Below are 25,503 nucleotides of genomic sequence, written 5' to 3'. Positions count from 1 at the left end.
CGACACGCTGCGGCCCGATGCAGCCCCGCCCATCGAGGACCCCGCAATGAAAATGCCCCTTCCGCTGGTGTATTCGTGTTCCGGCTGTTCGAGCGCGGCGCAGATGACCAACCAGATGGCGCTGTGGCTGGACCGGCAGGGCGTGGCGGAGATGTCCTGCATCGCCGGTGTCGGCGGCGGCGTGCAGGGTCTGGTCCGCACCGCCACCTCCGGCCGCCCGATCATCGCGCTGGACGGCTGCGTGCTGCAGTGTGTGAAAGCCTGCCTGGCCCAGGCCGGCACCCGCGCCGACCTGCACCTCACCCTGTCCGACTACGGCATCAAGAAGCGCAAGCACGCCGAGTTCGACAGCGCACAGGCGCAGGACGTCTACACCCAGCACGTGCTGCCGCAAGTGCATACCCTGAAACAGCAGGCGGCCGCCGCTGGTGATGAGCACACATGCGTGAAAGCGGAAGAAGAACACGACGTAGCCGGCAGCGCCCGTCGTTGATGGTGCCGGCGCACCGGCACTCCATCGCGCACGTGTCCCTGTGTGTCATCGCTGCATGAGCGGCAGCAACGATCAGCCATTCCAGCGGCAAAAGTGGCACGGCGCAGTGGCAGACGGGTTCGCGATTGCCCGGGCCGCCGGTGAATATCGAGGTCGCAGGTGATCCCGATGGCCGGCTTACTGCCAGGCTGCCAGTGCGATCTTCAGCTCGGCGGTAAAACCCTTGTCCGACTGCACCGGTATGGAGAAGACGTCTGCATCGGGTTGCCGGATACCGATGGCCCGGGTGCCGGCCGCCACCGGGATGGCCGCATGCTTGCTGCCGCCGGCCCAGTTCTCATCGCTCCACACATAGCGCAGTTGCCAGCCGCCGTCGCCATCGGGCTTGGCGAACAGCACCAGGGTGTTGCGGAACAGGTATTCGCCGGGGATGTGGTGTTTCAGGAACAGCGCACCGTCGATACGGTAGCCGGCATTGCATACGGCCAGGTCGATGGAGAACACGATCTCGCTGCCGGCGAGGATCTTGCGGCTGTCCAGGAATACCGAGAACAGCACCGGTGCGTGTGCATCCCTGCGCAGGCTGCCATCGGGGCTGAACATCTCGCTGTGCTGGCGGCGGATGGCGCACTGGTTGGCCTGGGTGCGGGCGGTCAGTTCGTAGGTGTAGGCCCCACGCGGGGCGACCGTGGCCTCGATGTAGTACGCCGATTCGACGTTCTTGCCACGTTTGCGTGCGGCCTCCACCTCCGGTGGCAGAGCCAGTGCGGTGATCTGCAGCTGTGCGCTGGCGCAGGTGTCGCCGAACAGGAAGCGCACCATGTTCTGGTAGCCCTCCTCGGAGTTGACGATGCCGAAATGGCCGCTGTGGCTGCGGTTGACGAAGGCACGCGGCGCACCTTCCACATAGGCGTTGGCGATACGCACCAGGCCATCGCTCAGCGGGCCGACCGCGAACGATGACAGGCCGTGTGCAGCGGCATAGTCGCGGCTGTTGGTGCCGATCAGGCAGAACAGCCGTTCCGGCGGAAAGCCGGAATTGCCCAGCGTGTTGACCTTGTCCTTGGGCACCTTCAGGTACTTGCCCATCACGCTGCGATTGAAGTTGTCCATGTCGTTGACCGACAGCAGCTGCGGCACGTTAATGCCGGCCACGTCGATGCCGTTGTGCGGGGTGGCGTAGGTGAACAGCTTGTCGACCATGGCGCGGGTTTCGGCCGTGGCGACGTCGGGGTTCTGCAGCAGGCAGCGGCAGATCAGCCCGCCCATCGAGTGCGCCACCAGATGCACGCGGAACGCCTTGCGCAAGGCGGCATTGCTGCCGCAGATGCTGTCGCGCAATTCAAGGATGCGGTTTCCCAGACTGGTCGCGGCGGCGATGATCGAAGGCGCCTTGCCATTGCCGAAGGCGGGATCGGCCGGGTCGTAATAGCGGTGGATGACGATGCAGCGCGGGGAAAGGCGACCACTGCGCTCGGTGCCGGCCTCGTAGACGTCGCGGTAGTCGTAATCCTTCATCAGCCGCACCAGCGGCGATTCGAAGACGAACTTCACGATCGAGCCATCCTGTGCCTGGCGCACCTTGGTGGAGCCGGCTTCAAAGCCCATGTACGGCGTGGAGGTCGTTTCGACGATCTCCTCGCGCGTCATCGCATAGCCGCGCACGTAGATGATCGGGAAGAACGGGCGTTGCAGGCGTTCCATGGCGGGCTTCCTGTCGGCGTCTCGGGCATCTTCGCGGATGCGCTGCAGCGTTTCCTGAATCCGCACCGCACCGCGCCGCGCTCAGCCGGAGGCGGTGGCGCGGTCCAGCTGGCGGTAGCCGATCGCCTCGGTCAGGTGCGGGCGCTCGATGCGTTGGGCACCGGCAAGGTCGGCGATGCTGCGCGCCACGCGCAGGATGCGGTGCATCGAGCGTGCTGACAGCTGCAGCCGCTCCATCGCCTGTTCCAGGAGGCTCTGTTCGGCGGGGGCCAGTGCGCAGTCGCGCAGGGTCTGGCTCTGGTCCAGATGGGCGTTGAGCGTGCCGGCGCGTTGCAGCTGTTGCCGGCGTGCGGCCAGCACCCGTGCGCGTACCGCGGCGCTGGGTTCGCCGGCCGGTGCATCGCCGCGCAGCTCGCTGGCCGGCAGCCGCGGCATCTGCAGGTGCAGGTCGATGCGATCCAGCAGCGGGCCTGAGATGCGCGCACGGTAGCGGCGGATGCTGTCGCCGGAGCAGCGGCAACGGCCGCTGTGGTCGCCGGCCCACCCGCACGGACAGGGGTTCATCGCCGCGATCAACTGGAAACGGGCCGGAAACTCGACACTGCGCGCGGCGCGGGCGACGGTGACGCTGCCCGATTCCAGCGGCTCGCGCAGTACTTCCAGCGCATGCCGGTTCCACTCCGGCAGTTCATCCAGAAACAGCACGCCGTTGTGGGCCAGCGAAATCTCGCCGGGACGCGGGTGCGAACCACCACCGACCAGGGACACCGCGCTGGCGGTGTGGTGTGGCGAACGGTAGGGACGCTGCCGCCAGCGGGCCGGATCCACGCCACGGCCACTGACCGAAGCGATCGCCGCCGTTTCCAGCGCCTCGTCCTCACTGGCCTCGGGCAGGATGCCCGGCAGGCGCGAGGCCAGCAGGGTCTTGCCGCAGCCCGGAGAACCCAGCAACAGCAGGTGGTGACAGCCGGCGGCGGCGATCTCCAGTGCGCGGCGTGCCTGCAGCTGGCCGCGCACATCGGCCAGGTCCGGCAGTGGCGAGGTGCTCGCCTCCGGCGCTTCCGCATCCGGCAGCGCCTTGCCCGCCGACAGCGCCGCACAGACTTCCAGCAGGGTCCGCGCCACCTTGACCGTGGCGCGCTGCGCCAATGCGGCCTCGGCGGCATTGCCGGGCGGCACGATCAGCGTGCGCTGCTCACCGGCGGCGGCGATCGCCGCCGGCAGGGCACCATCCACCGCGCGCAGTTCGCCGGTCAGCGCCAGCTCGCCGATGAACTCGTACTGCGCCAACGCGTCGCGGTCGATCTGGCCGCTGGCGGCAAGAATGCCCAGCGCGATCGGCAGGTCGAAGCGGCCGCCTTCCTTGGGCAGATCGGCCGGGGCCAGGTTGATGGTGATGCGCCGCGCCGGGTACTCGAACTGGGCGCAGAGGATCGCCGCCCGCACGCGGTCGCGTGATTCGCGTACCGCCGCTTCCGGCAGGCCGACGATCTGGGTGGAGGGCAGTCCGCCGGAAAGGTGGACCTCGACCCGGACCGGAGGCGCATGCACCCCCGCGCGGGCACGGCTGTGCGCCAGCGCCAGGCTCATGGCCGTGTGTCAGGCGTCGGGGTGGGAGAAGTTTTCCATCGCCGCGACCGCCTGTTCCAGCGCGTCGAGCTTCTCGCGGGTGCGCAGCAGCACCGCGCGCTGCACCTCGAACTCCTCGCGGGTCACCAGGTCCAGCTTCGCCAGACCGGCCTGCAGGGCACTTTTGAAAGTGGCCTGCAGCTCCTCGCGGGATTCGCGCAGGCCCGGCGGCACCAGCTCGCTCAGGCGCTGGGCGAGGGCGTCGATATGGTTCAGGTCGATCATGGCAGGTCTCCGCAGGAAGGATTCGAGCCTAGGGCGGCTCCACCGGCTGCGGCCATCAGGGTCGGTTGCATAGGCGTGTAAGGATAGTCCGTAACGGCGGGGGCGACACGCCGGGTGCCCAGTCGCGGTGCGGCGCGCTATCCTCGCCGGTAAACCGACAAGAGACCGATTCGATGAAAATGATCATGGCCATCGTCAAGCCGTTCAAGCTCGATGACGTGCGCGAGGCGTTGGCCGAACGGGGCGTGGCGGGTATCACCGTGACCGAGGTCAAGGGCTTCGGCCGGCAGAAGGGCCATACCGAGCTGTACCGCGGCGCCGAGTACGTGGTGGATTTCCTGCCCAAGGTGAAGATCGAGGTGGCGGTCACCGACGCCCAGGCCGACGAGGTGGTGGAAGCCATCGTCAAGGCCGCCGGCACCGGCAAGATCGGCGATGGCAAGGTGTTCGTCTACGATCTGGGCAGCGTGGTGCGCATCCGCACCGGCGAGCTGGACGGCGACGCGCTGTAAGCCCCGCCGCCGGACTCAGCGTGCTGCCGGCTGGCGCTTGAGGTGACGGTACAGGCGCTTCCAGAGGTTGCGGATGGCCTGGACCCAGCGCGGTTCGGCCAGCAGTGCGGCCTGTTCGGCACTGGGGGACTGGCCGGTCAGGCGCTGGCGCATTTTCACCAGGTTTTTCATGTCGCTGCGGCGCAACTGGCGCGAGATCGGGCCATTGCGCAGCCAGCGCGGTGAGCGCCACGCCGAAGTGAAATCCAGCAACACCGGCACCCCGGCGCTGACCACCACGTTGGTGCCGTGCAGGTCGTTGTGGGTGATGCCGGCCGCGTGCAGGCGCGCGAGTGCGCCCTGCAGCTGGTCGAACACTTCGTGGCCGACCTCCTGTGCGCCGGCGCTGAGGGTGTGCCCGGGGACGAACTCCATGCCCAGCGCCAGCCCGCCGACGGTCCCCAGCAGCGCCGGTGCATGCTTCCAGCCGCTCAGGCGGCGCAGTACCCGGGCTTCGCGGCGCACCAGCAGACGCGCGAGTGGCGACAGAGGGGTGCCACGGTAACGGCGGTAGTCCTTGACCACGGCCGCGCGGCCCGCCAGTTCGGTGCGGTAGACATCCGGTTCGAGCAGGCGCTCGCCGCGCTTGAGCAGCTGGCTGCTGGAAACCATCGGCCGGTGGCCGTTGTAGATAGGCAATGTGTTCATCGGTTCTTCCTGACGCGGCCAGGCGCAGAAAGCGTTTTGCAGTGCCGGTCTTGCGTGCCCGGGACGGGCGGGGAATGTGGGCTGAATTATAGAACTGAACAGTCCACAAACCCTGAATGTAAAAAAAATGTAGGAAGCGCGTGATGGAATGGATTGTTGCGCCGACCGGGTTGCCGGCCGGCGTCGTGTCTGAAGTTTCCGCGCGCATGAAAAACCCCGCGCCACAAATTGCGGCGCGGGGTCGGGTCCACAACAGGGGCGGCGTGTTTACTCGCCCAGTGCCTGGGCCACGAACGGTGGGCTGACCAGTACACCGGTGTGTAGCGGAGCGGTGTAGTACAGCGTGTCGAACGGCTTGGCGGCCGAATCGGCCTCACGGAAGCCGAAACCGAAGCCGGGCTGCTTGCTGGCCACGGTCACCGACCACCAGCCGGTCGGGTAGCACGGCTGCGGGAACGGCAGGGTCTTGAACGACTGGAAGCCGGCCTTGCCCATTTCCGCGCGCATATCCTTGATCAGGTCCAGCAGCGCCAGCGGCGATTCGCTCTGCTGCACCAGCAGGCCGTCGTCCTTCAGGGCGCGGAAGCAGCTCTCGAAGAACGCCTTGTTGAACAGGCCTTCGGCCGGGCCGACCGGGTCGGTGGAGTCCACGATCACCACGTCCACGCTGCCCGGGGCGCAGTTGGCCATGTAGGCCACGCCGTCGTCGAACAGCAGCTCGGCGCGGGCGTCACCGTTGGATTCGCACAGTTCCGGGAAATACTTCTCGGCCATGCGCGTGACCTGCTCGTCGATATCGCACTGGGTGGCCGACTCCACGCCCGGGTGCTTGAGCACCTCGCGCAGGGTGCCGCAGTCGCCGCCACCGATGATCACCACGCGCTTCGGGTTCGGGTGGGTGAACAGCACCGGGTGGCTGATCATCTCGTGGTAGAAGAAGTTGTCCTTGCTGGTGAGCATCATGGCGCCGTCGATGACCATCAGCTTGCCCCAGTCGGTGCTGTCGTAGATCTCGATCTTCTGGAATGGCGACTGCACTTCTTCGAGTTTCCCGGTGATGCGGAAACCGATGGCCGAGCCGGTCGGCTGGAAGTGTTCGATGAACCAGTTGTCGTTGCTGCTCATGGGCGTGGAGGATCCTCTGCTCAGATGGAAGCCGGGCTGGCGGCCGGGGCCGCGTGGCATGTGCCACATCCGGAAAAGGCGCCCCCGGGGGACGCGGGCGCGGATTGTAACGGACCCTTGCCCCGCTAGCGTTAGAATGCGCGTCCACGCCGTACCGGGGTTCCCGCAACGGCAATGAAGAATGCGTCGCCACGCGCCAGAAATAGCGAAAAGCCATGACTTCCAGCAGTACTTGGTCCCTGGACCAGGCCCGCAAGACCTATTCGATTCCGCACTGGTCCGACGGGTACTTCGACGTCGATGCCGCCGGGCATATCGTGGTGCGCCCCGCAGGCGTGGAGGGCGCGGTGGTTTCGCTGCCGAAGATCGTCGATTCGGCGCGCGCGGCGGGTGCCAAGCTGCCGCTGCTGGTGCGCTTTCCGGACATCCTCGGGCAGCGCCTGGGCAAGCTGCAGGCGGCCTTCGCGCAGGCGCAGTCGGACTGGGACTATCCGGGCGGCTACACCGCGGTCTATCCGATCAAGGTCAACCAGCATCGCGGCGTGGCCGGTACCCTGGCCAGCCATCACGGCGAGGGTTTCGGCCTGGAAGCCGGTTCCAAGCCGGAACTGATGGCGGTGCTGGCGCTGAGCCGGCCGGGTGGGCTGATCGTCTGCAACGGCTACAAGGACCGCGAATACATCCGTCTGGCACTGATCGGCCGCAAGCTCGGCCTGCAGACCTACATCGTCATCGAGAAGCCCTCCGAGCTGAAACTGGTGCTGGAGGAGTCCAAGGCGCTGGACGTGAAACCCGGCATCGGCGTGCGCATGCGTCTGGCCTCGCTGGGTGCGGGCAAGTGGCAGAACAGCGGCGGTGACAAGGCCAAGTTCGGGCTGTCCCCACGCCAGCTGCTGGACCTGTGGAAGAGCCTGCGCGACACCGAGTACGCCGACTGCCTGAACCTGCTGCACTTCCACATGGGCAGTCAGATTTCCAACGTGCGCGACATCGCCAACGGCATGCGCGAGGCCACCCGCTACTTCGTCGAGCTCTCGCGGCTGGGGGCGAAGATCAGCCATGTCGACGTCGGCGGCGGCCTGGGCGTGGACTATGAAGGCACCCGTTCGCGCAGCTTCTGCTCGATCAACTACGGGCTGAACGCCTACGCCAGCAACATCGTGCAGCCGCTGGCCGAAGCCTGCGCCGAACACGCGCTGACCCCGCCGCGCATCGTCACCGAATGCGGCCGCGCGATGACCGCCCACCACGCGGTGCTGATCGCCAATGTCGCCGAAGTGGAGCAGGCCGCCGAAGGCCGCGTGCCGGAAGCGCATGACGACGAACCGGCCGCGATCCGCCACCTGCGCGAGATCCATGACGAGCTGGACCAGCGTCCGGCGGTGGAGCTGTTTCAGGAGGCGCAGCACTTCCATGCCGAAGGGCTGGCTGCGTATGCGCTGGGCCAGATCGACCTCACCGCACGGGCCCGCATCGACGACCTGTTCTACGCCATCGCCCACGGCGTGCGTGCGCGCCTGAGCTACGACGAAAAGAGCCATCGCCCGGTGCTGGACGAGCTCAACGAGCGGCTGGTGGACAAGTACTTCGTCAACTTCAGCGTGTTCGAATCGATCCCCGACGTGTGGGCGATCGACCAGGTGTTCCCGATCGTGCCGATCGAGCGCCTGGACGAGCGCCCCGAACGCCGCGGCATCATCGCCGACATGACCTGCGATTCGGACGGCATGGTCGAGACCTATGTCGAGAACGAGAGCCTGGACAGCTCGCTGCCGCTGCACGCGCTGCGCAACGGCGAGAGCTACCGCATCGGCTTCTTCCTGGTCGGTGCCTACCAGGAAATCCTCGGCGACATCCACAACCTGTTCGGTGATACCGATGCGGTGGAGGTGGTGGCCGATGCCGATGGCTACGTCATCACCCAGCAGCGTCGTGGCGACACCACCGACGTGATGCTCGACTACGTCGGTTACAGCCTCGACGACCTGCGCGCCAGCTACCGCCAGCGCGTCGCCGCGGCCAACCTGCCGGCCGAGCGCGCCGCCGAACTGGACGCCGCGCTGGAAGCCGGCCTGACCGGTTATACCTACCTTTCGGATGAGCCGCTGACGCACCTCTGAGTGGCCTGCGCTCACCTCTGTCCGGGGTGAGCGCAGCGCGCTGTGATCCCGCTACGCAGATGGCTGCGGCAGCTTTTCACCGATACGGAAACGGCACACGCCGCCGCCGCGGATGATGCACTCCATGTGGCGGATGCGGTGCCCGGAGGCGGCTTCCATGAACGCCAGGTCGAACTGGCAGACCTGTGGCTGCTGGGCGGCGAGGGCATGGAAGACGCAATTGAACGCCTCGATCTCGCGCTCGCCGTTGCGGTCGACTGCCAGGGCTTCGTAGCCGAGCTGGTCCAGCTGCGCGGCGAGGTGGGCCGCCACGTCGGTGCCATCGGGACGATCGGCATGACCGGCGCCCAGCCGGCTTCCCAGCGATACCAGCAAGGCCGACACCTCGGTTGCGCCCAGACGCCGTGTCATTTCCTCCAGCAGCGCGCTGGAGATCTGCGCATAGTTGCGCGGGAATAGTTCGCGGCCCTGCGGGGTCAGCTGGAACCGGGCCTGTGGCCGGCCGCCGCTGGGCTGGGATGCGCAGCGCTGTACCCAGCCATGGCCGATCAGCGCGGCAAGGTGCTGGCGGACCGCGTTGTGGCTGATCCGCAAGCGTTCACACAGGGCTTCCACACCGGCCCCGGACGGATGCTGCAACAGGTGGCGCAGCAGCCGTTGCTGGGTGCCGCCCAACCGCTGCAGCCGGCCCATGCTCAATGGGCCTTGTCGGGGAATTGCCGGGCGAGGGCACCCGCCATCGCGTCGGCGATCACATCCATATGTGTACGCATCTGTGCCCAGGTCGTTTCCTCGCCCGCCAGATCCCCCTTCATCACTTCATGGATCTGTGCCTGGTGGTGGCCGCCATGGGCGACCAGCAGGCCCCGCACCGCGTCTTCGGGCAGATACGGGTTTGCGCCGGACAGGAAGATCGCGATTTCACCCGCGTTGTCCATCAGCGCGATCATCGCCCGGTTGGTGGCGACCTTGTCGTTCTTGCCGCCGGCATCGGTCAACGCTTTCACCGCACTCCAGTGGCCACCGAGCAGGGCCAGCATCTTCTCGCCGGCGGCCTTGCCATAGAACCCGGCGATGGCATCGGCCAGCTGCTGCGCGTTGTGTACCACGGCCTGCGCGGCACGGTTGGCCGCGGCGGTATCGGCGGCCTTCACCGCAAAGGTGTATTCACGGGTATGGGTGACATGGCCCAGCCAGAGCTGCCGCAGCGCGGCCTGCAGTTGCGGTGCGGCAGGCGTGGCGCTGGCTTCGGCGTGCGTGGGATGGGGTGGCGCCGCCTGCGTCTGCGCCAGGGCGGGTGCGAAGGCGAAGGTCAGGGTGCTGGCGGCCAACAGAAACCGGCAGGTGTTCATTGCAGCTCTCCCGTCTGTCGCGGAGTGCGACGGGTCCATTCCAGCAAGGGCCCAGAGAGTGTGCAATCAACCTATGTGTAAAGACTGTATATCAACGGTTTCAAGGAACTGGCCGTGCCTTCGCACGCGGGCTGCGCCGGTCAGGCAGGGTCGCGCGCCACCTGGAAGCCGGCGAAGGACTGGCTGGTCGGCATGATTTCCAGGCGGTTGATGTTCAGGTGCGGTGGCAGGTTGGCGATCCAGAAGATCTGCTCGGCGATGTCCTCGGCGGTCATCGGGTTGGCGCCCTTGTAGAGCTGGTCGCTGGCGGCCTGGTTGCCATGGGTGCGGACCAGGGTGAACTCGGTTTCAGCCATGCCCGGCTCGAGGGTGGTCACGCGCACGCCGGTGCCGTGCAGATCCGAGCGCAGGCCGAGCGAGAACTGGCTGACGAAGGCCTTGGTGCCGCCGTAGGCGTTGCCGCCCGGATACGGGTGGATGGCGGCGGTGGAGCTGACGTTGATGATGGCGCCGCGCTGCTGGATCAGCTGCGGCAGCAGGCGGTGGGTGAGGGTGACCAGCGCGGTGATGTTGGTGTCGATCATCGTGCGCCAGTCGTCCAGGCGGGCGTGCTGGGCGGCCGATGTGCCTTGGGCGAGGCCGGCATTGTTGACCAGCAGGTCGATGGCGGCGAACGCCGGTGGCAAGGCCGCCAGTGCCGCTTCCATCGCCGTGGCATCGCGGATGTCGAAGGCGGCCACGTGCACGTGCCCGGCACCGAACTCGTCCACCAGCGGCTGCAGGCGTTCGGCGCGGCGTCCGGTGGCGACCACCTTCCAGCCGGCGGCGGCAAAGCGGCGGGCGGCGGCTGCGCCGAAACCGGAGGTGGCACCGGTGATCAGGACGGTCTTGGACATGGCGGAATCCTTGGGGCAGGGGAGCGGGATTTTCGCACTGTGGGGACGATGGCGGTATGGAAATGTGGGGAGGGGGCTGCTTGCAGGGGAATGAACGTCGCAAACAGACAATCTCGAGCAAGCAGACGGGCAAAGTCCCGGGTGCGCTCCGCTTGCCCGGGCTACAAGCGCACAAGGAAGAGCCCCGACATCAACCGATATCGGGGCTCTGATGTTCCAGAAGCCACCCGCGAACCAATAGTCGCATAGCCCCCTTTAGTTAAGGGGGCGCGCCGACAGGCGCGGGGTTGTGGGTGTAATGGGCACGGGGCCCAGAGCTTGCGAAGCAAATTTTGGGGTAACACCGCCTGCAGCGGTGTTACTGCGCCTTGATCGCCATCGCCTGCAGGCCACTGCCGTTGAGCTTGGCTTTGGCTTCGGCCAGTTCGCTGGCGCTGCCGTACGGGCCCATGCGCACCCGGTAGACGGTGTTGCCGTTGATCTGCGCCGACTCCACGCGGGCGGACAGGCCCATCATCGCCAGCTTGGCCTTGGTGGCCTCGGCATCGCCGGAGGCACCGAAGGCGCCGGCCTGCAGGATGTAGCGCACGTTCTCCGCCGCCGGTGCCGCCGCCGTGGCGGTCGGCCGCGGCGGGGTGCTGGTCGCAGGCGTGGCCGTGGCCGGTGCGGTGCTGGCCACCGGCTGCGTGCGCTCGCGGGTATCGCGGGTCGGTGCCGGTGGGGCGGTTTCATCCACCGGCGCCGGCAAGGCCGCCGGGACCGGGCGTCCTTCCAGCGCGGCCTGCGCGCGCTGGGCCTCGGTCGGCGGTGCGGCCGCCGCGGCAGCACGCTCGGCGGCGGCGCGACGCTGTTCCTCGGCCTTGGCACTGGCGGCCAGTTCGGCATCGGACATCTGTACTTCGGTTGCCGGCAGCAGGGTGTAGAAGTCGTACTGGGTCGAGGGCTTGTCCGCAGGCTGGGTGGCCGCCTGTGCCGGGCGCGGCACGGCCACCCCGGCGTCGAGGTCGGCATCGGCCACCGGTGCTGGTTGCGCGTCCGGATTGGGCTGCGGACCCACCCGCAGGAAACCGTCGCCGTCCTTCTTGAACAGGTCCGGGGCCGCCAGGAACACCACGGCAGCGATCGCCACGCCGGCCACCAGCCATACCCAGCCGGGCGTGCCGTTGTCGCTGTTGCGTCGCGCCTGGGTTTTGCCGCGTCGAGCTGCCATGTCTGCCGTATCTCCTGCGATTACATCTTTTCCGGGGCACTGACGCCCAGGATGCCCAGTCCATTGGCCAGTGTCTGCCGTGCGGCGCAGGCCAGCGCGAGCTTGGCATTGCGCTCGGCGTTGTCGTCCACCAGCACCGGCGTCCCGTGATACCACGTGTGGAAAGCGTGCGCCAATTCACGCAGGTACTGCGCGATCTGGTGCGGTTCCAGCGCGGCGCCGGCTGCTTCCACCACTTCCGGATACCGCGAGATCTCGTTCATCAGTTCCAGCGAAAGCCCATCCTGCAGCGTGGACAGCGCGGCCAGGCCATCGGCCTGCTTGTACTCCAGCCCCTTCTCCTGGGCCTGGCGCAGCAGCGAGCACACCCGCGCATGCGCGTACTGCACGTAGAACACCGGGTTGTCGCTGCTCTGCTGGCGGGCCAGGTCGATGTCGAAGGTCAGCTGCGAATCGGGCTTGCGGGCGACCAGGAACCAGCGCACCGCATCGGCGCCGACTTCGTCGATCAGGTCGCGCAGGGTCAGGTAGCTGCCGGCCCGCTTGGACAGCTTCACTTCCTCGCCGCCGCGCATCACCGTCACCATCTGGTGCAGCACGTATTCCGGCCAGCCCTGCGGGATACCCACGTCCAGCGCCTGCAGGCCGGCACGCACGCGCGCCAGCGAGCCATGGTGGTCGGCGCCCAGCTCGGTGATCGCGCGCTCGTAACCACGCTGCCACTTGCTCAGGTGGTAGGCCACGTCCGGCAGGAAGTAGGTGTAGGTGCCGTCGGACTTGCGCATCACGCGGTCCTTGTCGTCACCGAAATCGGTCGAGCGCAGCCACAGCGCGCCGCCTTCCTCATAGGTGTGGCCCGAAGCGTTGAGCTGGGCGACGGTCTCTTCGACCTTGCCGTCGCGGTACAGCGAGCTTTCCAGGAAGTAGATGTCGAAATCCACGCCGAACGCGGCCAGGTCCAGGTTCTGCTCGTTGCGCAGGTAGGCCACGGCGAAGCGGCGGATCGCCTCGATGTCCTCGGCATCCTTGGCGCCGACCACCTGGCTGCCTTCCAGCTCCACGGTCTGGCCGGTCAGGTAGGCGTTGGCGACGTCGGCGATGTACTCGCCGTTGTAGGCTTCGGCCGGCCACTGCGCGTCGCCCGGCTTGAAGCCACGGGCACGGGCCTGCACCGATTTGGCCAGGTTCTCGATCTGCACGCCGGCATCGTTGTAGTAGAACTCGCGCTTGGCGTTCCAGCCGTTGACCTCGAGCACGCGGGCGATGCAGTCGCCGATCACCCCGGCGCGGCCGTGGCCGACGTGCAGCGGGCCGGTCGGGTTGGCCGAGACATATTCAACGCCCACGGTGCGGCCGTTGCCGCCCAGGTTGCGGCCGTAATCGGTGCCTTCCTTGAGCACACCGAGCACCTCGCGCTGGTAGGCCACCGGCGCGAATTTGAAGTTGATGAAACCCGGGCCGGCGATCTCGACGCTGGCGATGTCGTCGCTGGCCGGCAGCGCGTCCACCAGCGCCTGGGCGATGGCGCGCGGGTTGCTGCGTGCGGCCTTGGCCAGCAGCATCGCGGCGTTGGTGGCGAAGTCGCCATGTTCGCGGGTCTTGGGTCGTTCGACCACGAAATCCGGCGGCAGGGTGTCGCCAGGCAGGGTGCCGTTGGCGCGCAAGGCTTCGATGCCTTGGCCGATGAGGGCGCGGAGTTGGGCTTTCACGTGGAGGTCTGCTTGAAGCGCGGAACTGCGCATTTTACCTGAGCAATGAAACCGTTGCCCTGCCGCGGAGGTGTGGTTTCCGGTCAGGTATGTCAAGGCATGGCGGGTTTCTGTTCAGATCCAGCCGCGCGCGGCCAGTGAGACCGGCGTGCCGTCGCCGATCACGAAGTGGTCCAGCAGGCGGATGTCGACCAGCGCCAGCGCCTGCAGCAGGCGCGTGGTGATCGCCCGGTCGGCGGCGGAAGGCTCGGGATTTCCCGAAGGGTGGTTGTGGCCGATCATCACCGCCGCCGCGTTGTGTGCCAGTGCCCGCCGCACCACCTCGCGCGGGTGCACTTCGGCCGCATCGATGGTGCCCTGGAACAGCTCTTCGAAAGCCAGTGCCCGGTGCCGGGTATCCAGGAACAGCGCGGCGAAGACCTCATGCGGGCGGGCGCGCAGGCGCTGGGAGAAATAGCGTCCGGCCGAGGTCGGATCGCTCAGCGCGGCGCCGCGCTGCAGGTCGGCGGCCAGATGCCGCTGGCCCAGTTCCAGTGCCGCCCGCAGTTTGCAGGCACGTGCCGGGCCCAATCCCGGCAGCTGCGCCAGCTCATCGGCGCTGCGGTCCAGCAGCTGCCGCAGCGGACCGTGGACCTGCAGCAGTTCGCGTGCGGTCTGCACCGCATCGCGCCCGCGCAGGCCGGAGCCGAGGAAGATCGCCAGCAGCTCGGCATCGGAGAGGATGCTCGCGCCATGGGCCAGCAGCTTCTCGCGGGGACGCTCGGCGGTGGGCCAGTCACGGATATGCATGGCTTCAGCGTGGCCGGGGAAGCGCTGCGATGGGATCGGTCGGGGCCATGCCTTCGGGTAAGCTAAACATTCTTGTGCAGGTAGGAAATTTCCCCGTGACCGGCTTTCCCCAGAGTTTCCAGGCGCCCTCCCGGCCGCTGGAAGGACAGAGGCTGTTGTTGTGCGTGGGCGGCGGGATTGCCGCCTACAAATCGCTGGAACTGGTGCGGCGGCTGCGTGATGCCGGTGCCCAGGTGCAGGTGGCGATGACGGCCGGCGCGCAGCAGTTCGTCACGCCGCTGAGCTTCCAGGCGCTGTCCGGCAATCCGACACGCACCACGCTGTGGGATGACGGCGCCGAGCAGGCCATGGGCCATATCGAGCTGGCGCGCTGGGCCGACCGCATCGTCATCGCCCCGGCCACCGCCGATCTGCTGGCACGGCTGGCGCACGGCCATGCCGATGATCTGGTGACCACGCTGTGCCTGGCCACCACCGCGCCGCTGACCGTGTGTCCGGCGATGAACCACCGCATGTGGTTGCACCCGGCCACCCAGGCCAACATGGCCGTGCTGCGCGAGCGCGGGGTGCAGGTGATCGGGCCGGAGGACGGCCCGCTGGCCGAGGGTGAATCCGGTCCTGGCCGGGTCAGCGAGGCGCCGGCGATCATCGCCGCGCTGGCGGCCAACCTCGCCACGCCCGGTCGCCTGGACGGCCTGCGGGTGCTGATCAGCGCCGGGCCGACCTATGAGGATCTGGATCCGGTGCGCTATGTCGGCAACCGTTCCAGCGGCAAGATGGGCTATGCGCTGGCCGCCGCCGCCGCCCGCCAGGGCGCGCAGGTGACGCTGGTCAGCGGGCCGGTGCAGTTGCCGGTGCCTGCCGGCGTGACCCGTATCGACGTGCGCTCGGCCGCGCAGATGCGCGAGGCGGTGCTGGCCGCGCTGCCGGCGGACATCTATATCGGCGCCGCCGCGGTGGCCGACTACACGCCGCGGCAGGTGTCGCCGCAGAAGCTGAAAAAGACCGCCGACAGCCAGATACTGACGCTGGAGCTGGTGCGCACGCCGGATATCCTGGCCGAGGTCGCCGCGCAGCGGCAGGCACTGAAACTGGTGGTCGGCTTTGCCGCCGAAACCCACGACGTGGAGAAGTACGCGCGCGGGAAACTGGTCGCCAAGCAGCTGGACCTGATCATCGCCAACCAGGTGGGCATTGCCGGTGGCGGTTTCGAGAGTGACCAGAATGCCGCCATCGCCTACTGGGACGGCGGCCAGCGCGAGTTCCCGGGCACCGCCAAGACCCGGCTGGCCGAACAGCTGCTGGACCTGATTGCCGAGAGGTTGGATGCATGAGCAAGGACGCCACGCTGCAGCCGTTGCAGGTGAAGTTGCTGGACCCGCGTTTTGGCGATGACTGGCCGCTGCCGGGCTACGCCACCGAAGCCAGCGCCGGCATGGACCTGCGCGCGGCGATCGAGGCGCCGATGACCTTGCAGCCGGGCGATGCGGCGCTGCTGCCCAGCGGCATCGCCATCCATATCGCCGACCCCAACCTGTGCGCGGTGGTGCTGCCGCGCTCCGGGCTCGGCCATCGCCACGGCATCGTGCTCGGCAATGGCACCGGCCTGATCGACGCTGATTACCAGGGACCGCTGCTGATCAGCGTGTGGAACCGTGGCCGTGACGCCTTCACCATCGAGCCGGGCGACCGCATCGCGCAGCTGGTGGTGATGCCCATCGCCCGCGTTGCGCTGCAGGTAGTGGATACTTTCGTCGACAGTGCGCGTGGAGCGGGTGGGTTCGGCCACACCGGAGTGCGCTGACAGGGGGAATACGGGATGAGCCAAGGTAAGGAGAGCCGCCGCCTGCGCATGGCGCCGGGGCGTTCGACGCCGCTGTTGCTGGCGGTGTTGCTGCTGTTGCTGGCCGGCTGGTTCGGCTGGAGTGCTTTCAGCCAGTGGCGCCAGGCCGGGACCGGCGCCGCGCTGGAACAGTCGCGCGATGCGGCCGTAAGCGGCGTGCAGGAGGCGGTACAGCCGCAGCTGAAGCAGTTCGCCACGCAGCTCGAGGGCGAGCCGGTGAGGGCGGCACTGGCTGCTGGCGATGCGGGCGCCGCGGCGCTGGCGGTGCGTGAAGCCTGGAACGGCGTCGAAGATGCCCAGGTGCTGGAGGCCGATCTGGCCCCGGCCTACGCCGATCCGGCGGCCTTCGGCTATTCACGTCTGGCGCTGCTGGAACTGGCATTGGCTGAGGGCAAGCCGGTCGCCCGCGTGGTGCGTGATGACAATGCACCGCGGCTCGGCCTGGCCGCCCCGGTGCAGCTGGGCGATGCCGCCGCGGTGGTCTACATCCGCCAGCCGCTGACCCGCTTGAGTTCCGTGTTCGATGCGATCAATTCCCCGGACAGCGCTTTTCTCGGCCTGCGCCAAGGCGGCTTCACCGTCGTCCAGAAAGGCAATACCGCGCTCGGCGGCAGTGCCGATGCGCTGGCGCGTCCGGCCGGCGACACCGGTCTGCGGGTAGTGGCCGAGTTGCCTGATGTCAGTGCAGGCCCGCTGGGACTGGGTGTGGTCCCGTGCGCGCTGGTGGCGGCGCTGCTGCTGGCCACGGCGCTGCTGTTGCTGCTGGGGCGCAAGCGCCTGGCGAAGCTGCCGGCGCTGCGCAATAAGGGCGAAGACGGGCAGGACGAGGGCCTCACCCTGGGCGAAGCCCTGCAGCAGGAGCCGCTGCCGGTGGTGGAGAGCCCGCGCACGGCCGCTGCGGCCGCGGTTCTCGAGCCCGGCACCGAAGCGGTGCAGGCCGGTATCTTCCGTGCCTACGACATCCGCGGCGTGCTGGGCACCGAGCTCAATGCCGGGGTCGCCACGCTGATCGGCCAGGCCATCGGCAGCGAGGTGCTGGACCGTGGCCTGCGCGAGGTGGTGGTCGGCCGTGACGGCCGCCTGTCCGGGCCGGAGCTGGCCGAGGCGCTGATCGAGGGTCTGCGCCGCAGCGGTTGCGATGTCATCGATATCGGTCTGGCACCGACGCCGGTGGTGTATTTCGCCGGCTACCACCTGCGCGCCGGCAGCTGCGTGGTGGTGACCGGCAGCCACAATCCGCCGGACTACAACGGCTTCAAGATCGTGGTCGGCGGCGAGACGCTGTCCGGCGATGCCATCACCGATCTGTACCGGCGTATCCAGGAAGGCCGCCTGCAGCGCGCCGACAGCCCGGGCGACCTGCAGCAGCGCGAGGTCATCGACGACTACATCCAGCGCATCGCCGACGACGTGCAGCTGGACCGGCCACTCAAGGTGGTGGCCGATGCCGGCAACGGCGTGGCCGGGGCGGTGGCGCCGCAGCTGCTGGAAGCCATCGGCGCGGAGGTCATCCCGCTGTACTGCGATGTCGATGGCAGCTTCCCGAACCACCATCCGGACCCGAGCGAGCCGCACAACCTGGAAGACCTGATCCAGACGGTGAAGCGTTTCGATGCCGACCTGGGTGTGGCCTTTGACGGCGACGGCGACCGCCTCGGCGTGGTGACCAGGGACGGCAAGGTGATCTTCGCCGACCGCCTGCTGATGCTGTTCGCCGCCGATGTGCTGATGCGCAATCCCGGTGCGATGGTGATCTACGACGTCAAATGCACCGGCAAGCTGTCCGATTACATCCTGCGCAACGGCGGCAGCCCGATGATGTGGAAGACCGGGCATTCGCTGGTCAAGGCCAAGATGCGCGAGACCGATGCCGAGCTGGCCGGCGAGATGAGCGGCCATTTCTTCTTCAAGGAGCGCTGGTACGGCTTTGATGACGGCCTGTACGCGGCGGCGCGGCTGCTGGAAATCCTCGCCCAGCACGAGGACGACCCGGCCGGGGTGCTGGACGCGCTACCCGATGCGGTGTCCACGCCGGAGCTGAAGGTGGCGGTGGAAGACGGCACCCCGCATGCGCTGGTGGCGCTGATCACCGCGGCGGTGCAGGCCCAGGCGCAGGTGGAAGGCTCGGCGTTCGCCGGTGCGCGGCTGGCGACCATCGACGGCCTGCGTGCCGATTTCAACGATGGCTGGGGGCTGGTGCGTGCATCCAACACCACCCCGGTGCTGGTGCTGCGCTTCGAGGCCAACGACGAGGCTGGACTGGAACGGATCAAGGCGCTGTTCCGCGAGCAGCTGCAGCAGGTGTTGCCGGCGGGTACCGAACTGCCGTTCTGATCGGCGTACCAGGCTGGAAACCGGGGCCGTCCGCGGACAACGCGGGCGGCCTTTCCAATTGCCGGATAGCCAACCTTGGGGCACGACCGCACCCGGTCACCGCCCCGCAGTCCCCCGGCCGGCGGCGACGCGTGGCCCGGAAAAAAAGAGAGCGGCGAGGTGGCCGCTCCTGGGGGCCTGCACCTCCGCCGGTGGCGGTCGCGGTAGCCGCCGATGTGCGGGACGGAAGCCGGGGCATGAAAAAAGCGACCCGGAGGTCGCTTCGTCCTGTTGCCTGCTGCCCTGTGATTCAGCCTTGGACTGGCACGGCAGGGGGCGTTGCCGGCGGCGTGGCAGTGGCATCGGCCGGTGCCGGAATGCCCTTCAGCTCGCGGTAGCGGGCCAGGCTTTCGGCGATCTCCACTTCCATCGCCTTGCGCTGCTGCTCGAACGCGCGCTGCAGGCGCAGCTGGGCCAGCAGTTCGGTATGGCGCTGGCGGATGTCGGCGGCCTGCTTGTCGGCCACCTTCTGCCCGGCCAGTTCCTTGTTGCCGGCCGACAGCAGCTGTGCGGCCAGTGCCTCACGCAGGCTGGCGACGTTGTAGACGGCGGTGTTGATGTTGTTGTCGACGATATCGGTGCGTTCGGCGAACACCCGGCGCAGGTCGTCCTCGCTGGCGTAGGTGGCCAGCATCGCCTGTTCGGTGCGCTTGCGGGTTTCCGCCGTGGCCGCGTCGACCTTGGCCTGGGCTTCGGCCAGGGCGGCATCGGCGCGCTCCTCGGCCGTGAGCGCGCGCTGGATCTCGGCGCTGCGGGTACCGCTGCGCGCGTTGAATTCCTCACGCGCGCTGTTCACCGCTTCCGGCGGCAGCGTGTCCGAGCAGATGCGCTCGTTGCCCTGGTTCCAGCAATACAGCTTCTTGCCGGGGTCGGCCCGGTTCTGCGCTGATGCCGGCGCGGCCAGTGCGGCCAGCACCAGCAACGCGGCGATCGTGGACGGATTCGGCACCATGGCAGCCCCCTGCTCAGCCTGTCGGATTGCTCCCGTAGCGGGCTCGGTAGCCCAGCAACGGTTCGCGGTAGCCGACAAGTTCCGGGTTCCCGGAGGCGAATGCAAGCAGGTCGGCCAGATTGGCCACGGCGATCACCGGGATGCCGGTTTCGGCGGCCACGGCCTGCGCGGCCGAGCGGCGGTCGTCCTCGGAGGCGATTTCCTGGCGGTCCAGTGCCACCACGATGCCGGCGGGAATGCCGTTGGCTTCGCGGATGATGGCCAGCGCCTCGCGGATGGCGGTGCCGGCGGTGATCACGTCATCGACGATGAGGATGCGGCGGCCGGCCATGTCGGCGCCGATCAGGCTGCCGCCCTCGCCGTGATCCTTGGCTTCCTTGCGGTTGAAGGTCAGCGGCAGGTTGCGGTCGCGGTGCGAATATTCGCAGGCGATGGCGGTGGCCAGCGGGATGCCCTTGTAGGCCGGGCCGAACAGCTGGTCGAAGGCGATGCCGGCCGCATCGATGGCATCGGCGTAGCAGTTGCCCAGCTGGGCCAGCGCCAGGCCGGTGTCGAAACGGCCGGCATTGAAGAAATACGGGCTTACCCGGCCGGACTTCAGGGTGAACTGGCCAAAGCGCAGCGCGTCGGCATTCAGCGCCAGCTGCAGGAAGCGGGAACGGTGGTCACTCATGTGATGCAGTTTCTTGTCGTCTATTGAAGGCGCCTAGGTTAATGCATGGCTTCGGCGAATGCTGGGGTGGGCGCTATGCTGTGCCGTCCCGGAGCAGTCAGTGGTTTTTCATGCGGATCATCAGTTTCAACGCCAACGGCATCCGTTCGGCCACCACCAAGGGTTTTTCGGAATGGTTCCTGGCCCAGCAGGCCGATGTGCTGTGCATCCAGGAGACCAAGGCGCAGGAGGCGCAGCTGACCGACGCGCTGTTCCGCCCGGACGGCCACCACTGCTTCTACCGCGACGCCATCACCAGGAAAGGCTACAGCGGCGTGGCGATCTGGAGCCGGCGCGAGCCGGACGAGGTGCGCACCGCACTGGGCTGGGCGCCGTTCGATGACGAGGGCCGCTATATCGAGGCGCGCTTCGGCAACCTGAGCGTGGTGTCGTTCTATATCCCGTCCGGCTCCTCGGGCGAGCTGCGGCAGGGCTTCAAGTTCGAGGTGATGCAGTGGTTGCGGCCGATCCTCGAGGAATGGCTGGCCAGCGGCCGCGACTACGTGCTGTGCGGCGACTGGAACATCGTGCGCAGCGCGCTGGACATCAGGAACTGGAAGTCCAACCAGAAGAACTCCGGCTGCCTGCCGGAGGAGCGCGACTGGCTGAACGGGCTGTGCGCCGACCTGCCCGAACACGCCGATGCGACCAGCGGCCGCGGCTGGGTGGATGCCTACCGCGCGCTGCATCCGGACGGCCAGGACTACACGTGGTGGAGCAACCGCGGCGCAGCGCGTGCCAACAACGTCGGCTGGCGCATCGACTACCAGCTGGCCACCCCCGGCCTGCGTGAGCGCCTGCGCGATTGCTCGATCTACACCGGTGAGCGTTTCTCCGACCACGCCCCGTTCACTGTGGACTACGCCCTGTGACCGAAGCGGTGGTGGAAGCCCCGCCGGCCGGGCTGCAGCGGTTGCGGCGCCTGTTCGTGATCCTGCTGCTGGGCTTCGCCTCCGGCCTGCCGCTGGCGTTGACCGGCGGCGCGATGCAGGCCTGGCTGACGGTGGACGGGCTGGATCTGGTGACGCTGGGCTTTTTGTCGCTGATCGGTATTCCCTACACCTTCAAGTTCCTGTGGGCGCCGCTGATCGACCGCTTCGATCTGCCGCTGCTGGGCCGGCGGCGGGGCTGGATCGTCACCATGCTGTTCGCACTGGCCCTGGCGCTGCTGTTCATGAGCACGCTGTCGCCGGCGCGCAATCTGGGCCTGTTCGCCGCGGTGGCGGTGCTGGTGGCGTGCCTGTCGGCGACCCTGGACGTGGTCATCGATGCCTACCGCACCGACCTGCTGGCCCCGGCCGAACGCGGCCTGGGCGGTTCGCTGACGGTGCTTGGCTACCGGCTGGCGATGGTGCTGTCCGGCGGCATCACCCTGATCTGGGCCGAACAGTGGCAGAGCTGGCCGCAGGTGTACCGGGTGATGGCCGGCCTGTCGGCCGGAGTCGGTGTGCTCGCGCTGCTGCTGATGCCGGCGCTGCCGGAGCGTTTCAAGGCGCCGGTGTCCAAAGCCACGGGCGAGTTGAAAGGCTTCCTGGCGCTGGTGGTCGGCGTGGTACTGGGGGCATGGCTGGCGCACCTGTTGCTCGTATTGATCGGGCTGGACCCGGACAGCAAGGACCGCTGGGTGCGGCTGGTGTTCGTCATCACCCAGATCGCCGCGGCGATGACGCTGGGGCTGGGCGTGACCCGGCGGGTGCCGTTCGAAACGCTCAACGCCTCGCTGCGCAGCTACTTCAGCATGCGCGGTGCCGGTGCGTTCCTGGCGCTGGTGGTGCTGTACAAGGTTGGTGATGCCTTCGCGCTGAGCCTGTCCACGCCGTTTCTGCTCAAGGGCATGGGCTTCAGCCAGGCCGAGGTGGGGTTGGCCAACAAGACCATCGGCCTGCTGATGACCATCGTCGGCGCCATCGTCGGTGGCTTCTTCCTGTTGCGGCTGCGGCTGTCCACCGCGGTGATCGGCTTCGGCGTGCTGCAGCTGGTGTCCAATCTCGGTTTCTATCTGCTGGCGCGCGAGGGTGCCGGCGCCTGGGGAACGCTGGAAGTGCCGGCGTTCAACCTGCTGATCGTGCACCTGGAGCAGCCGACGCCGATGGACAGCCTGCTGCTGTTCGCGCTGAGCCTGGACAATTTCGCCGGGGGCATGGGCACGGCGGCGTTCGTGGCGCTGCTCAGCGGCCTGTGCGGCACGCGTTTTTCCGCCACCCACTACGCGCTGCTGTCGGCGTTCGCCACGCTGGGCCGGGTATTCGTCGGCCCGTTCGCCGGGGTGCTGGCCGATGCCTGGGGCTGGCAGGTGTTCTTCCTGGTGTCGGTGGTGGTGGGGCTTCCCGGGCTGTGGATGGCCTGGTGGCTGCGCCGTGAGGTGGACGCGACCACGCAGGGAGCCCGCCCGGTCTGATCGTGCTGCCGTCGACATTGAAACGGGTGGTGGCACCGTTATGATGCCGCCGGGGGATCCACCTGTGCTGCAACGGTGTGGTGGTCATGGCCGATGTGATCTTGCGGGATATCGACCCGCTGCTGCTTGAACGTATCCGCCGCCTTGCGGTGGCCCGCGGCTGGACGCATGAGCAGACCTGTCTGGCCCTGCTGGAACAGGGGCTGTTCGCCGGCGAGCAGGAAGTGCGGGGCGGTTTCGAAAACCCGGAGGTGGATGTGCTGTCCGAGGCCATCCATGCATTGCAGGCGCTGCCGGCCGGCGCCGAGTTCGGCTGACCGGCATCCTGCCCGGCACTGCCTTGCCGGGTGCCGTCAGGCCGGGTGGATCGCGCCGAGAATGCGTGGCCCGCAGGCGCCGCTGACGCTGGGCAGGTTGCCCGGCCGGCCGGCCAGTGTTTCGCGAGCCAGCCACGCAAAACCCATCGCTTCCATGTAGTCCGGGTCCAGCCCGTGATCGGCACTGGAAGCGATCATTACGCCCGGCAACCGTGCCTGCAGCCGGTGCAGCAATTGTGGATTGCGCACGCCACCACCGCAGACCAGCAGCCGGCGTACCTGCGGCAGCTGTGCGAGCAGCGCATCGGCCACGCTGGCGGCGGTCAGTTCCAGCAAGGTGGCCTGCACATCGGCCGGTGTCGGCGCGGCGCCGTCGAAATGCGCTTCCACCCAGTGCAGGTGGAACTGCTCGCGGCCGGTGCTCTTGGGCGGCGGCAGCGCGAACCACGGATCGGCTTGCAGTTTCGCCAGCAGGACCGCATCGACCCGGCCGCTGGCCGCGAACGCGCCGTCGGCATCGTAGGGCTGGCCCAGATGGCGCTGGCACCAGGCATCGAGCAGCGCGTTGGCCGGGCCGGTATCGAAGCCGCGGATGCCGCCGTCGTGGGCGATCAGGCTCAGGTTGGCGATGCCGCCCAGGTTGAGCACGGCACGATCCTCGTCCGCGCTGCCCAGCATGGCCAGGTGGAAGGCCGGCATCAGCGGCGCCCCGTGGCCCCCGGCGGCGACATCGCGACGGCGGAAGTCGGCCACGGTGGTGATGCCGGTCAATTCGGCGATGCGGTTGGCGTCACCGATCTGCCAGGTGAAGGCAGGGGTGGCGTGTGGCCGGTGGCGGATGGTCTGGCCATGCGAGCCGATCGCGCGTACGTGGCTGCGGTCCACGCCGCTTTCGTCCAGCAGCTGGTTGGCTGCGGCGGCGAAGGCGATGCCGACGCGGGCGTCCAGCTCGCCCAGCGCATCCATTGACGGCGGCTCGGCGCCCTGGCCGAGGGCGATCAGCAACGCGCGTGTCGCCGGGTCCCAGTCATGGGTGTGGCCGTGCACGAAACGGCAGCCGCCGCCGGCGGGAAACTGCACCAGCGCCGCATCGATGCCATCGGCGCTGGTGCCGGACATCAGGCCGAGGAACAGGGGCGAGTGCGGATCGACGGGTGTCATTGCGGGGGACCGGAAAGCAGACGGGCAGGGAAGCTTCCAGCGCCCTGCCCGTGACGTCAACGCGTGGCGCTGCTCAGCCGCGATTGCCGGCCGGTGCCGCCGCCGCGACGGTTGCCGGTGCGCTGGACTTGTCGTCGCCGGTCTTGGCGTAGATCGCCTCCTCCACGCCGCGGATACGTGCCATCGCCGGCGCGGCCTGCGCACGGAAGGCCACCAGCTCGGCACCCTTGAGCGGCTCCGGCGGCGGCATCGTCACCGACAGCGGGTTGCGGTGCACGCCGTTGACGCGGAATTCGTAGTGCAGGTGTGGCCCGGTCGACAACCCGGTGGAACCGACATAGCCGATGATCTCGCCCTGGCTGACGCGCTGGCCGGAGCGATATTTGCCAAAGCGCGACATGTGCGCGTACAGGGTGGTGTGGCCTTGGCCATGGTCCAGGATCACGGTGTTGCCGTAGCCGCGCTGGACGCCGGCAAACTGCACACGGGCATCGCCGGCGGCCATGATCGGGGTGCCGGTACGGGCGGCGTAGTCCACGCCCTTGTGCATGCGCATGCGGCCCAGCACCGGATGGCGGCGGGCACCGAAATTGGAGCTCAGCCGGGCGAACTGGATCGGCGAGCGGATGAAACTCTTCTTCAGTGGACGGCCGTCGGCGTCGAAATATCCGGCCTTGCCGTTGCGTTCGAAACGGAAGCCGGTATAGGTCTTGCCGCCGGTCTGGAAGGTCGCCGCCAGAATCTTGCCGGTATCGATACGCTCGCCTTCACGCCAGGTCTCGTCCAGCACCACGCTGAAGCGGTCACCCGGCTGCACGTCGCGGGAAAAGTCGATGTCGTAGGTGAAGATGTCGTCGGTCATCGTGGCAATCGCTGCCGGTGACAACCCCGCCTTGCGTGCGGAGGCATACAGCGAGCTGTTGATTTCACCACTGGCCACCACAGTGCGCGAGGTGGTGACGCGTTCCATGACCTTCTCGCGGATCTGCTCGCCTTCCAGCGACAGTTCCACGCGGTGGTTGGCATCGCGGTCGAAGCGCACGGCGCGCAGACTGCCGTTCACCGGCAGGTCGAAGGCGATCTCGGCACCGGGCCGCAGCCGGGTCAGGACGTTGCGGGTGCCGGGATGTTCCAGCACGCGGTGCATCACCGTGGCGGGGATGCCGATGCTCTCGAACAGGGTGCTCAGGGTCTGGCCGGGCTGCACCCGCAGGATCTGCCAGCTGTCCCCCGGCGTCTCGCTCTGCCGCTCCAGCGACAGCGGCGGCAACGGCAGTGCCAGCGTGGAATGGGCGG

24 protein-coding genes (1 of these 24 only partly in view) are annotated in these 25,503 nt (G+C 68.0%); 9 read left to right on the top strand and 15 right to left on the bottom strand.

Going from position 1 to position 25,503, the window contains the following annotated elements:
* The first annotated feature begins 46 nt into the window (after positions 1-46).
* The gene (locus ACSBPQ_RS14290; RefSeq protein WP_442682754.1) at positions 47-493 is read left to right on the top strand and encodes a putative zinc-binding protein; all 447 of its coding nucleotides are present in this window, start codon (positions 47-49) and stop codon (positions 491-493) included.
* 177 nt (positions 494-670) lie between these two features.
* Here the strand turns inward: ACSBPQ_RS14290 and ACSBPQ_RS14285 are convergent, their stop codons facing one another.
* From ACSBPQ_RS14285 to ubiK, 3 genes are all read right to left on the bottom strand, one after another.
* Positions 671-2,197: an esterase/lipase family protein gene (locus ACSBPQ_RS14285; RefSeq protein ID WP_442682753.1), complete on the bottom strand. Its 1,527-nt coding sequence runs from the start codon at positions 2,195-2,197 to the stop codon at positions 671-673.
* A gap of 81 nt (positions 2,198-2,278) precedes the next feature.
* Positions 2,279-3,787 carry a YifB family Mg chelatase-like AAA ATPase gene (locus ACSBPQ_RS14280; RefSeq protein WP_442682752.1) on the bottom strand — a complete coding sequence of 503 codons (1,509 nt, stop codon included), beginning with the start codon at positions 3,785-3,787 and terminating at the stop codon, positions 2,279-2,281.
* A gap of 9 nt (positions 3,788-3,796) precedes the next feature.
* A complete protein-coding gene (gene ubiK / locus ACSBPQ_RS14275) occupies positions 3,797-4,051 on the bottom strand; it encodes a ubiquinone biosynthesis accessory factor UbiK (RefSeq protein ID WP_442682751.1) in 255 nt (84 codons plus the stop codon).
* Positions 4,052-4,224: 173 nt separating this feature from the next.
* On the opposite strand from ubiK, the gene ACSBPQ_RS14270 reads away from it, so the two are divergent.
* Positions 4,225-4,563: a P-II family nitrogen regulator gene (locus tag ACSBPQ_RS14270; RefSeq protein WP_057628415.1), complete on the top strand. Its 339-nt coding sequence runs from the start codon at positions 4,225-4,227 to the stop codon at positions 4,561-4,563.
* 15 nt (positions 4,564-4,578) lie between these two features.
* Here ACSBPQ_RS14270 and ACSBPQ_RS14265 read toward each other — a convergent pair whose 3' ends face one another.
* Together ACSBPQ_RS14265 and speE are read right to left on the bottom strand one after the other, a co-directional pair.
* The gene (locus ACSBPQ_RS14265; RefSeq protein ID WP_442682750.1) at positions 4,579-5,250 is read right to left on the bottom strand and encodes an RIO1 family regulatory kinase/ATPase domain-containing protein; all 672 of its coding nucleotides are present in this window, start codon (positions 5,248-5,250) and stop codon (positions 4,579-4,581) included.
* A 267-nt stretch (positions 5,251-5,517) separates the two neighbouring features.
* Positions 5,518-6,375, bottom strand: a complete 858-nt coding sequence (gene speE / locus ACSBPQ_RS14260; RefSeq protein WP_442682749.1) for a polyamine aminopropyltransferase — start codon at positions 6,373-6,375, stop codon at positions 5,518-5,520.
* Positions 6,376-6,590: 215 nt separating this feature from the next.
* Between speE and speA the strand changes: the two genes are divergently transcribed.
* Positions 6,591-8,495 carry an arginine decarboxylase gene (gene speA, locus ACSBPQ_RS14255; RefSeq protein WP_442682748.1) on the top strand — a complete coding sequence of 635 codons (1,905 nt, stop codon included), beginning with the start codon at positions 6,591-6,593 and terminating at the stop codon, positions 8,493-8,495.
* Positions 8,496-8,546: 51 nt separating this feature from the next.
* Here the strand turns inward: speA and ACSBPQ_RS14250 are convergent, their stop codons facing one another.
* From ACSBPQ_RS14250 to radC, 6 genes are all read right to left on the bottom strand, one after another.
* Positions 8,547-9,188, bottom strand: coding sequence for a helix-turn-helix transcriptional regulator (locus ACSBPQ_RS14250; protein ID WP_442682747.1), 642 nt, complete (start codon positions 9,186-9,188; stop codon positions 8,547-8,549).
* 2 nt (positions 9,189-9,190) lie between these two features.
* Positions 9,191-9,847, bottom strand: coding sequence for a hypothetical protein (locus tag ACSBPQ_RS14245; RefSeq protein WP_442682746.1), 657 nt, complete (start codon positions 9,845-9,847; stop codon positions 9,191-9,193).
* Positions 9,848-9,987: 140 nt separating this feature from the next.
* Positions 9,988-10,743 carry an SDR family NAD(P)-dependent oxidoreductase gene (locus tag ACSBPQ_RS14240; protein ID WP_442682745.1) on the bottom strand — a complete coding sequence of 252 codons (756 nt, stop codon included), beginning with the start codon at positions 10,741-10,743 and terminating at the stop codon, positions 9,988-9,990.
* A 358-nt stretch (positions 10,744-11,101) separates the two neighbouring features.
* Complete coding sequence (locus tag ACSBPQ_RS14235; RefSeq protein WP_442682744.1) at positions 11,102-11,953, bottom strand: SPOR domain-containing protein; 852 nt, start codon at positions 11,951-11,953, stop codon at positions 11,102-11,104.
* Between the two features lie 20 nt (positions 11,954-11,973).
* Complete coding sequence (argS, locus tag ACSBPQ_RS14230; protein ID WP_442682743.1) at positions 11,974-13,662, bottom strand: arginine--tRNA ligase; 1,689 nt, start codon at positions 13,660-13,662, stop codon at positions 11,974-11,976.
* A 114-nt stretch (positions 13,663-13,776) separates the two neighbouring features.
* On the bottom strand, positions 13,777-14,451 hold the full coding sequence (gene radC / locus ACSBPQ_RS14225; RefSeq protein ID WP_442682742.1) for a RadC family protein: 675 nt from the start codon (positions 14,449-14,451) through the stop codon (positions 13,777-13,779).
* Between the two features lie 95 nt (positions 14,452-14,546).
* On the opposite strand from radC, the gene coaBC reads away from it, so the two are divergent.
* Genes coaBC through ACSBPQ_RS14210 form a run of 3 tightly spaced genes read left to right on the top strand, consistent with a single transcriptional unit; the run spans position 14,547 to position 18,628 of the window.
* The gene (gene coaBC, locus ACSBPQ_RS14220) at positions 14,547-15,785 is read left to right on the top strand and encodes a bifunctional phosphopantothenoylcysteine decarboxylase/phosphopantothenate--cysteine ligase CoaBC (protein WP_442682741.1); all 1,239 of its coding nucleotides are present in this window, start codon (positions 14,547-14,549) and stop codon (positions 15,783-15,785) included.
* Positions 15,782-16,255: a dUTP diphosphatase gene (gene dut / locus ACSBPQ_RS14215; RefSeq protein ID WP_442682740.1), complete on the top strand. Its 474-nt coding sequence runs from the start codon at positions 15,782-15,784 to the stop codon at positions 16,253-16,255. The genes coaBC and dut overlap by 4 nt, the downstream gene beginning before the upstream one ends.
* Positions 16,256-16,270: 15 nt before the next feature.
* The gene (locus ACSBPQ_RS14210; protein WP_442682739.1) at positions 16,271-18,628 is read left to right on the top strand and encodes a phosphomannomutase/phosphoglucomutase; all 2,358 of its coding nucleotides are present in this window, start codon (positions 16,271-16,273) and stop codon (positions 18,626-18,628) included.
* Between the two features lie 289 nt (positions 18,629-18,917).
* On the opposite strand, the gene ACSBPQ_RS14205 is transcribed toward ACSBPQ_RS14210, so the two are convergent.
* The gene (locus ACSBPQ_RS14205) at positions 18,918-19,619 is read right to left on the bottom strand and encodes a hypothetical protein (protein ID WP_442682738.1); all 702 of its coding nucleotides are present in this window, start codon (positions 19,617-19,619) and stop codon (positions 18,918-18,920) included.
* A gap of 13 nt (positions 19,620-19,632) precedes the next feature.
* On the bottom strand, positions 19,633-20,292 hold the full coding sequence (pyrE, locus tag ACSBPQ_RS14200; RefSeq protein WP_442682737.1) for an orotate phosphoribosyltransferase: 660 nt from the start codon (positions 20,290-20,292) through the stop codon (positions 19,633-19,635).
* Positions 20,293-20,402: 110 nt separating this feature from the next.
* Here pyrE and ACSBPQ_RS14195 point away from each other — a divergent pair, with 110 nt between their 5' ends.
* From ACSBPQ_RS14195 to ACSBPQ_RS14185, 3 genes are all read left to right on the top strand, one after another.
* Positions 20,403-21,203, top strand: coding sequence for an exodeoxyribonuclease III (locus ACSBPQ_RS14195; protein ID WP_442682736.1), 801 nt, complete (start codon positions 20,403-20,405; stop codon positions 21,201-21,203).
* A complete protein-coding gene (locus ACSBPQ_RS14190; protein ID WP_442682735.1) occupies positions 21,200-22,729 on the top strand; it encodes an AmpG family muropeptide MFS transporter in 1,530 nt (509 codons plus the stop codon). Before ACSBPQ_RS14195 ends, ACSBPQ_RS14190 begins: the two co-directional genes overlap by 4 nt.
* An 86-nt stretch (positions 22,730-22,815) precedes the next feature.
* The gene (locus tag ACSBPQ_RS14185; protein ID WP_442682734.1) at positions 22,816-23,046 is read left to right on the top strand and encodes a hypothetical protein; all 231 of its coding nucleotides are present in this window, start codon (positions 22,816-22,818) and stop codon (positions 23,044-23,046) included.
* Between the two features lie 36 nt (positions 23,047-23,082).
* Here the strand turns inward: ACSBPQ_RS14185 and ACSBPQ_RS14180 are convergent, their stop codons facing one another.
* Entirely contained in the window at positions 23,083-24,207 is a 1,125-nt protein-coding gene (locus ACSBPQ_RS14180; protein ID WP_442682733.1) for an anhydro-N-acetylmuramic acid kinase, read from the bottom strand.
* Between the two features lie 73 nt (positions 24,208-24,280).
* Positions 24,281-25,503, bottom strand: partial view of a M23 family metallopeptidase gene (locus ACSBPQ_RS14175; RefSeq protein WP_442682732.1) — the 3' portion only. Its footprint extends 229 nt past the window's final position; 1,223 of the gene's 1,452 nt are visible here — the last part of the coding sequence; its start codon lies off the right edge, out of view — the gene reads right to left on this strand; the stop codon is at positions 24,281-24,283.

The organism is Stenotrophomonas sp. JC08 (genome assembly GCF_052180205.1).
In the GTDB taxonomy this organism is placed as follows: Bacteria; Pseudomonadota; Gammaproteobacteria; order Xanthomonadales; family Xanthomonadaceae; genus Stenotrophomonas.
This window is presented reverse-complemented; position numbering and strand designations above follow the sequence as displayed.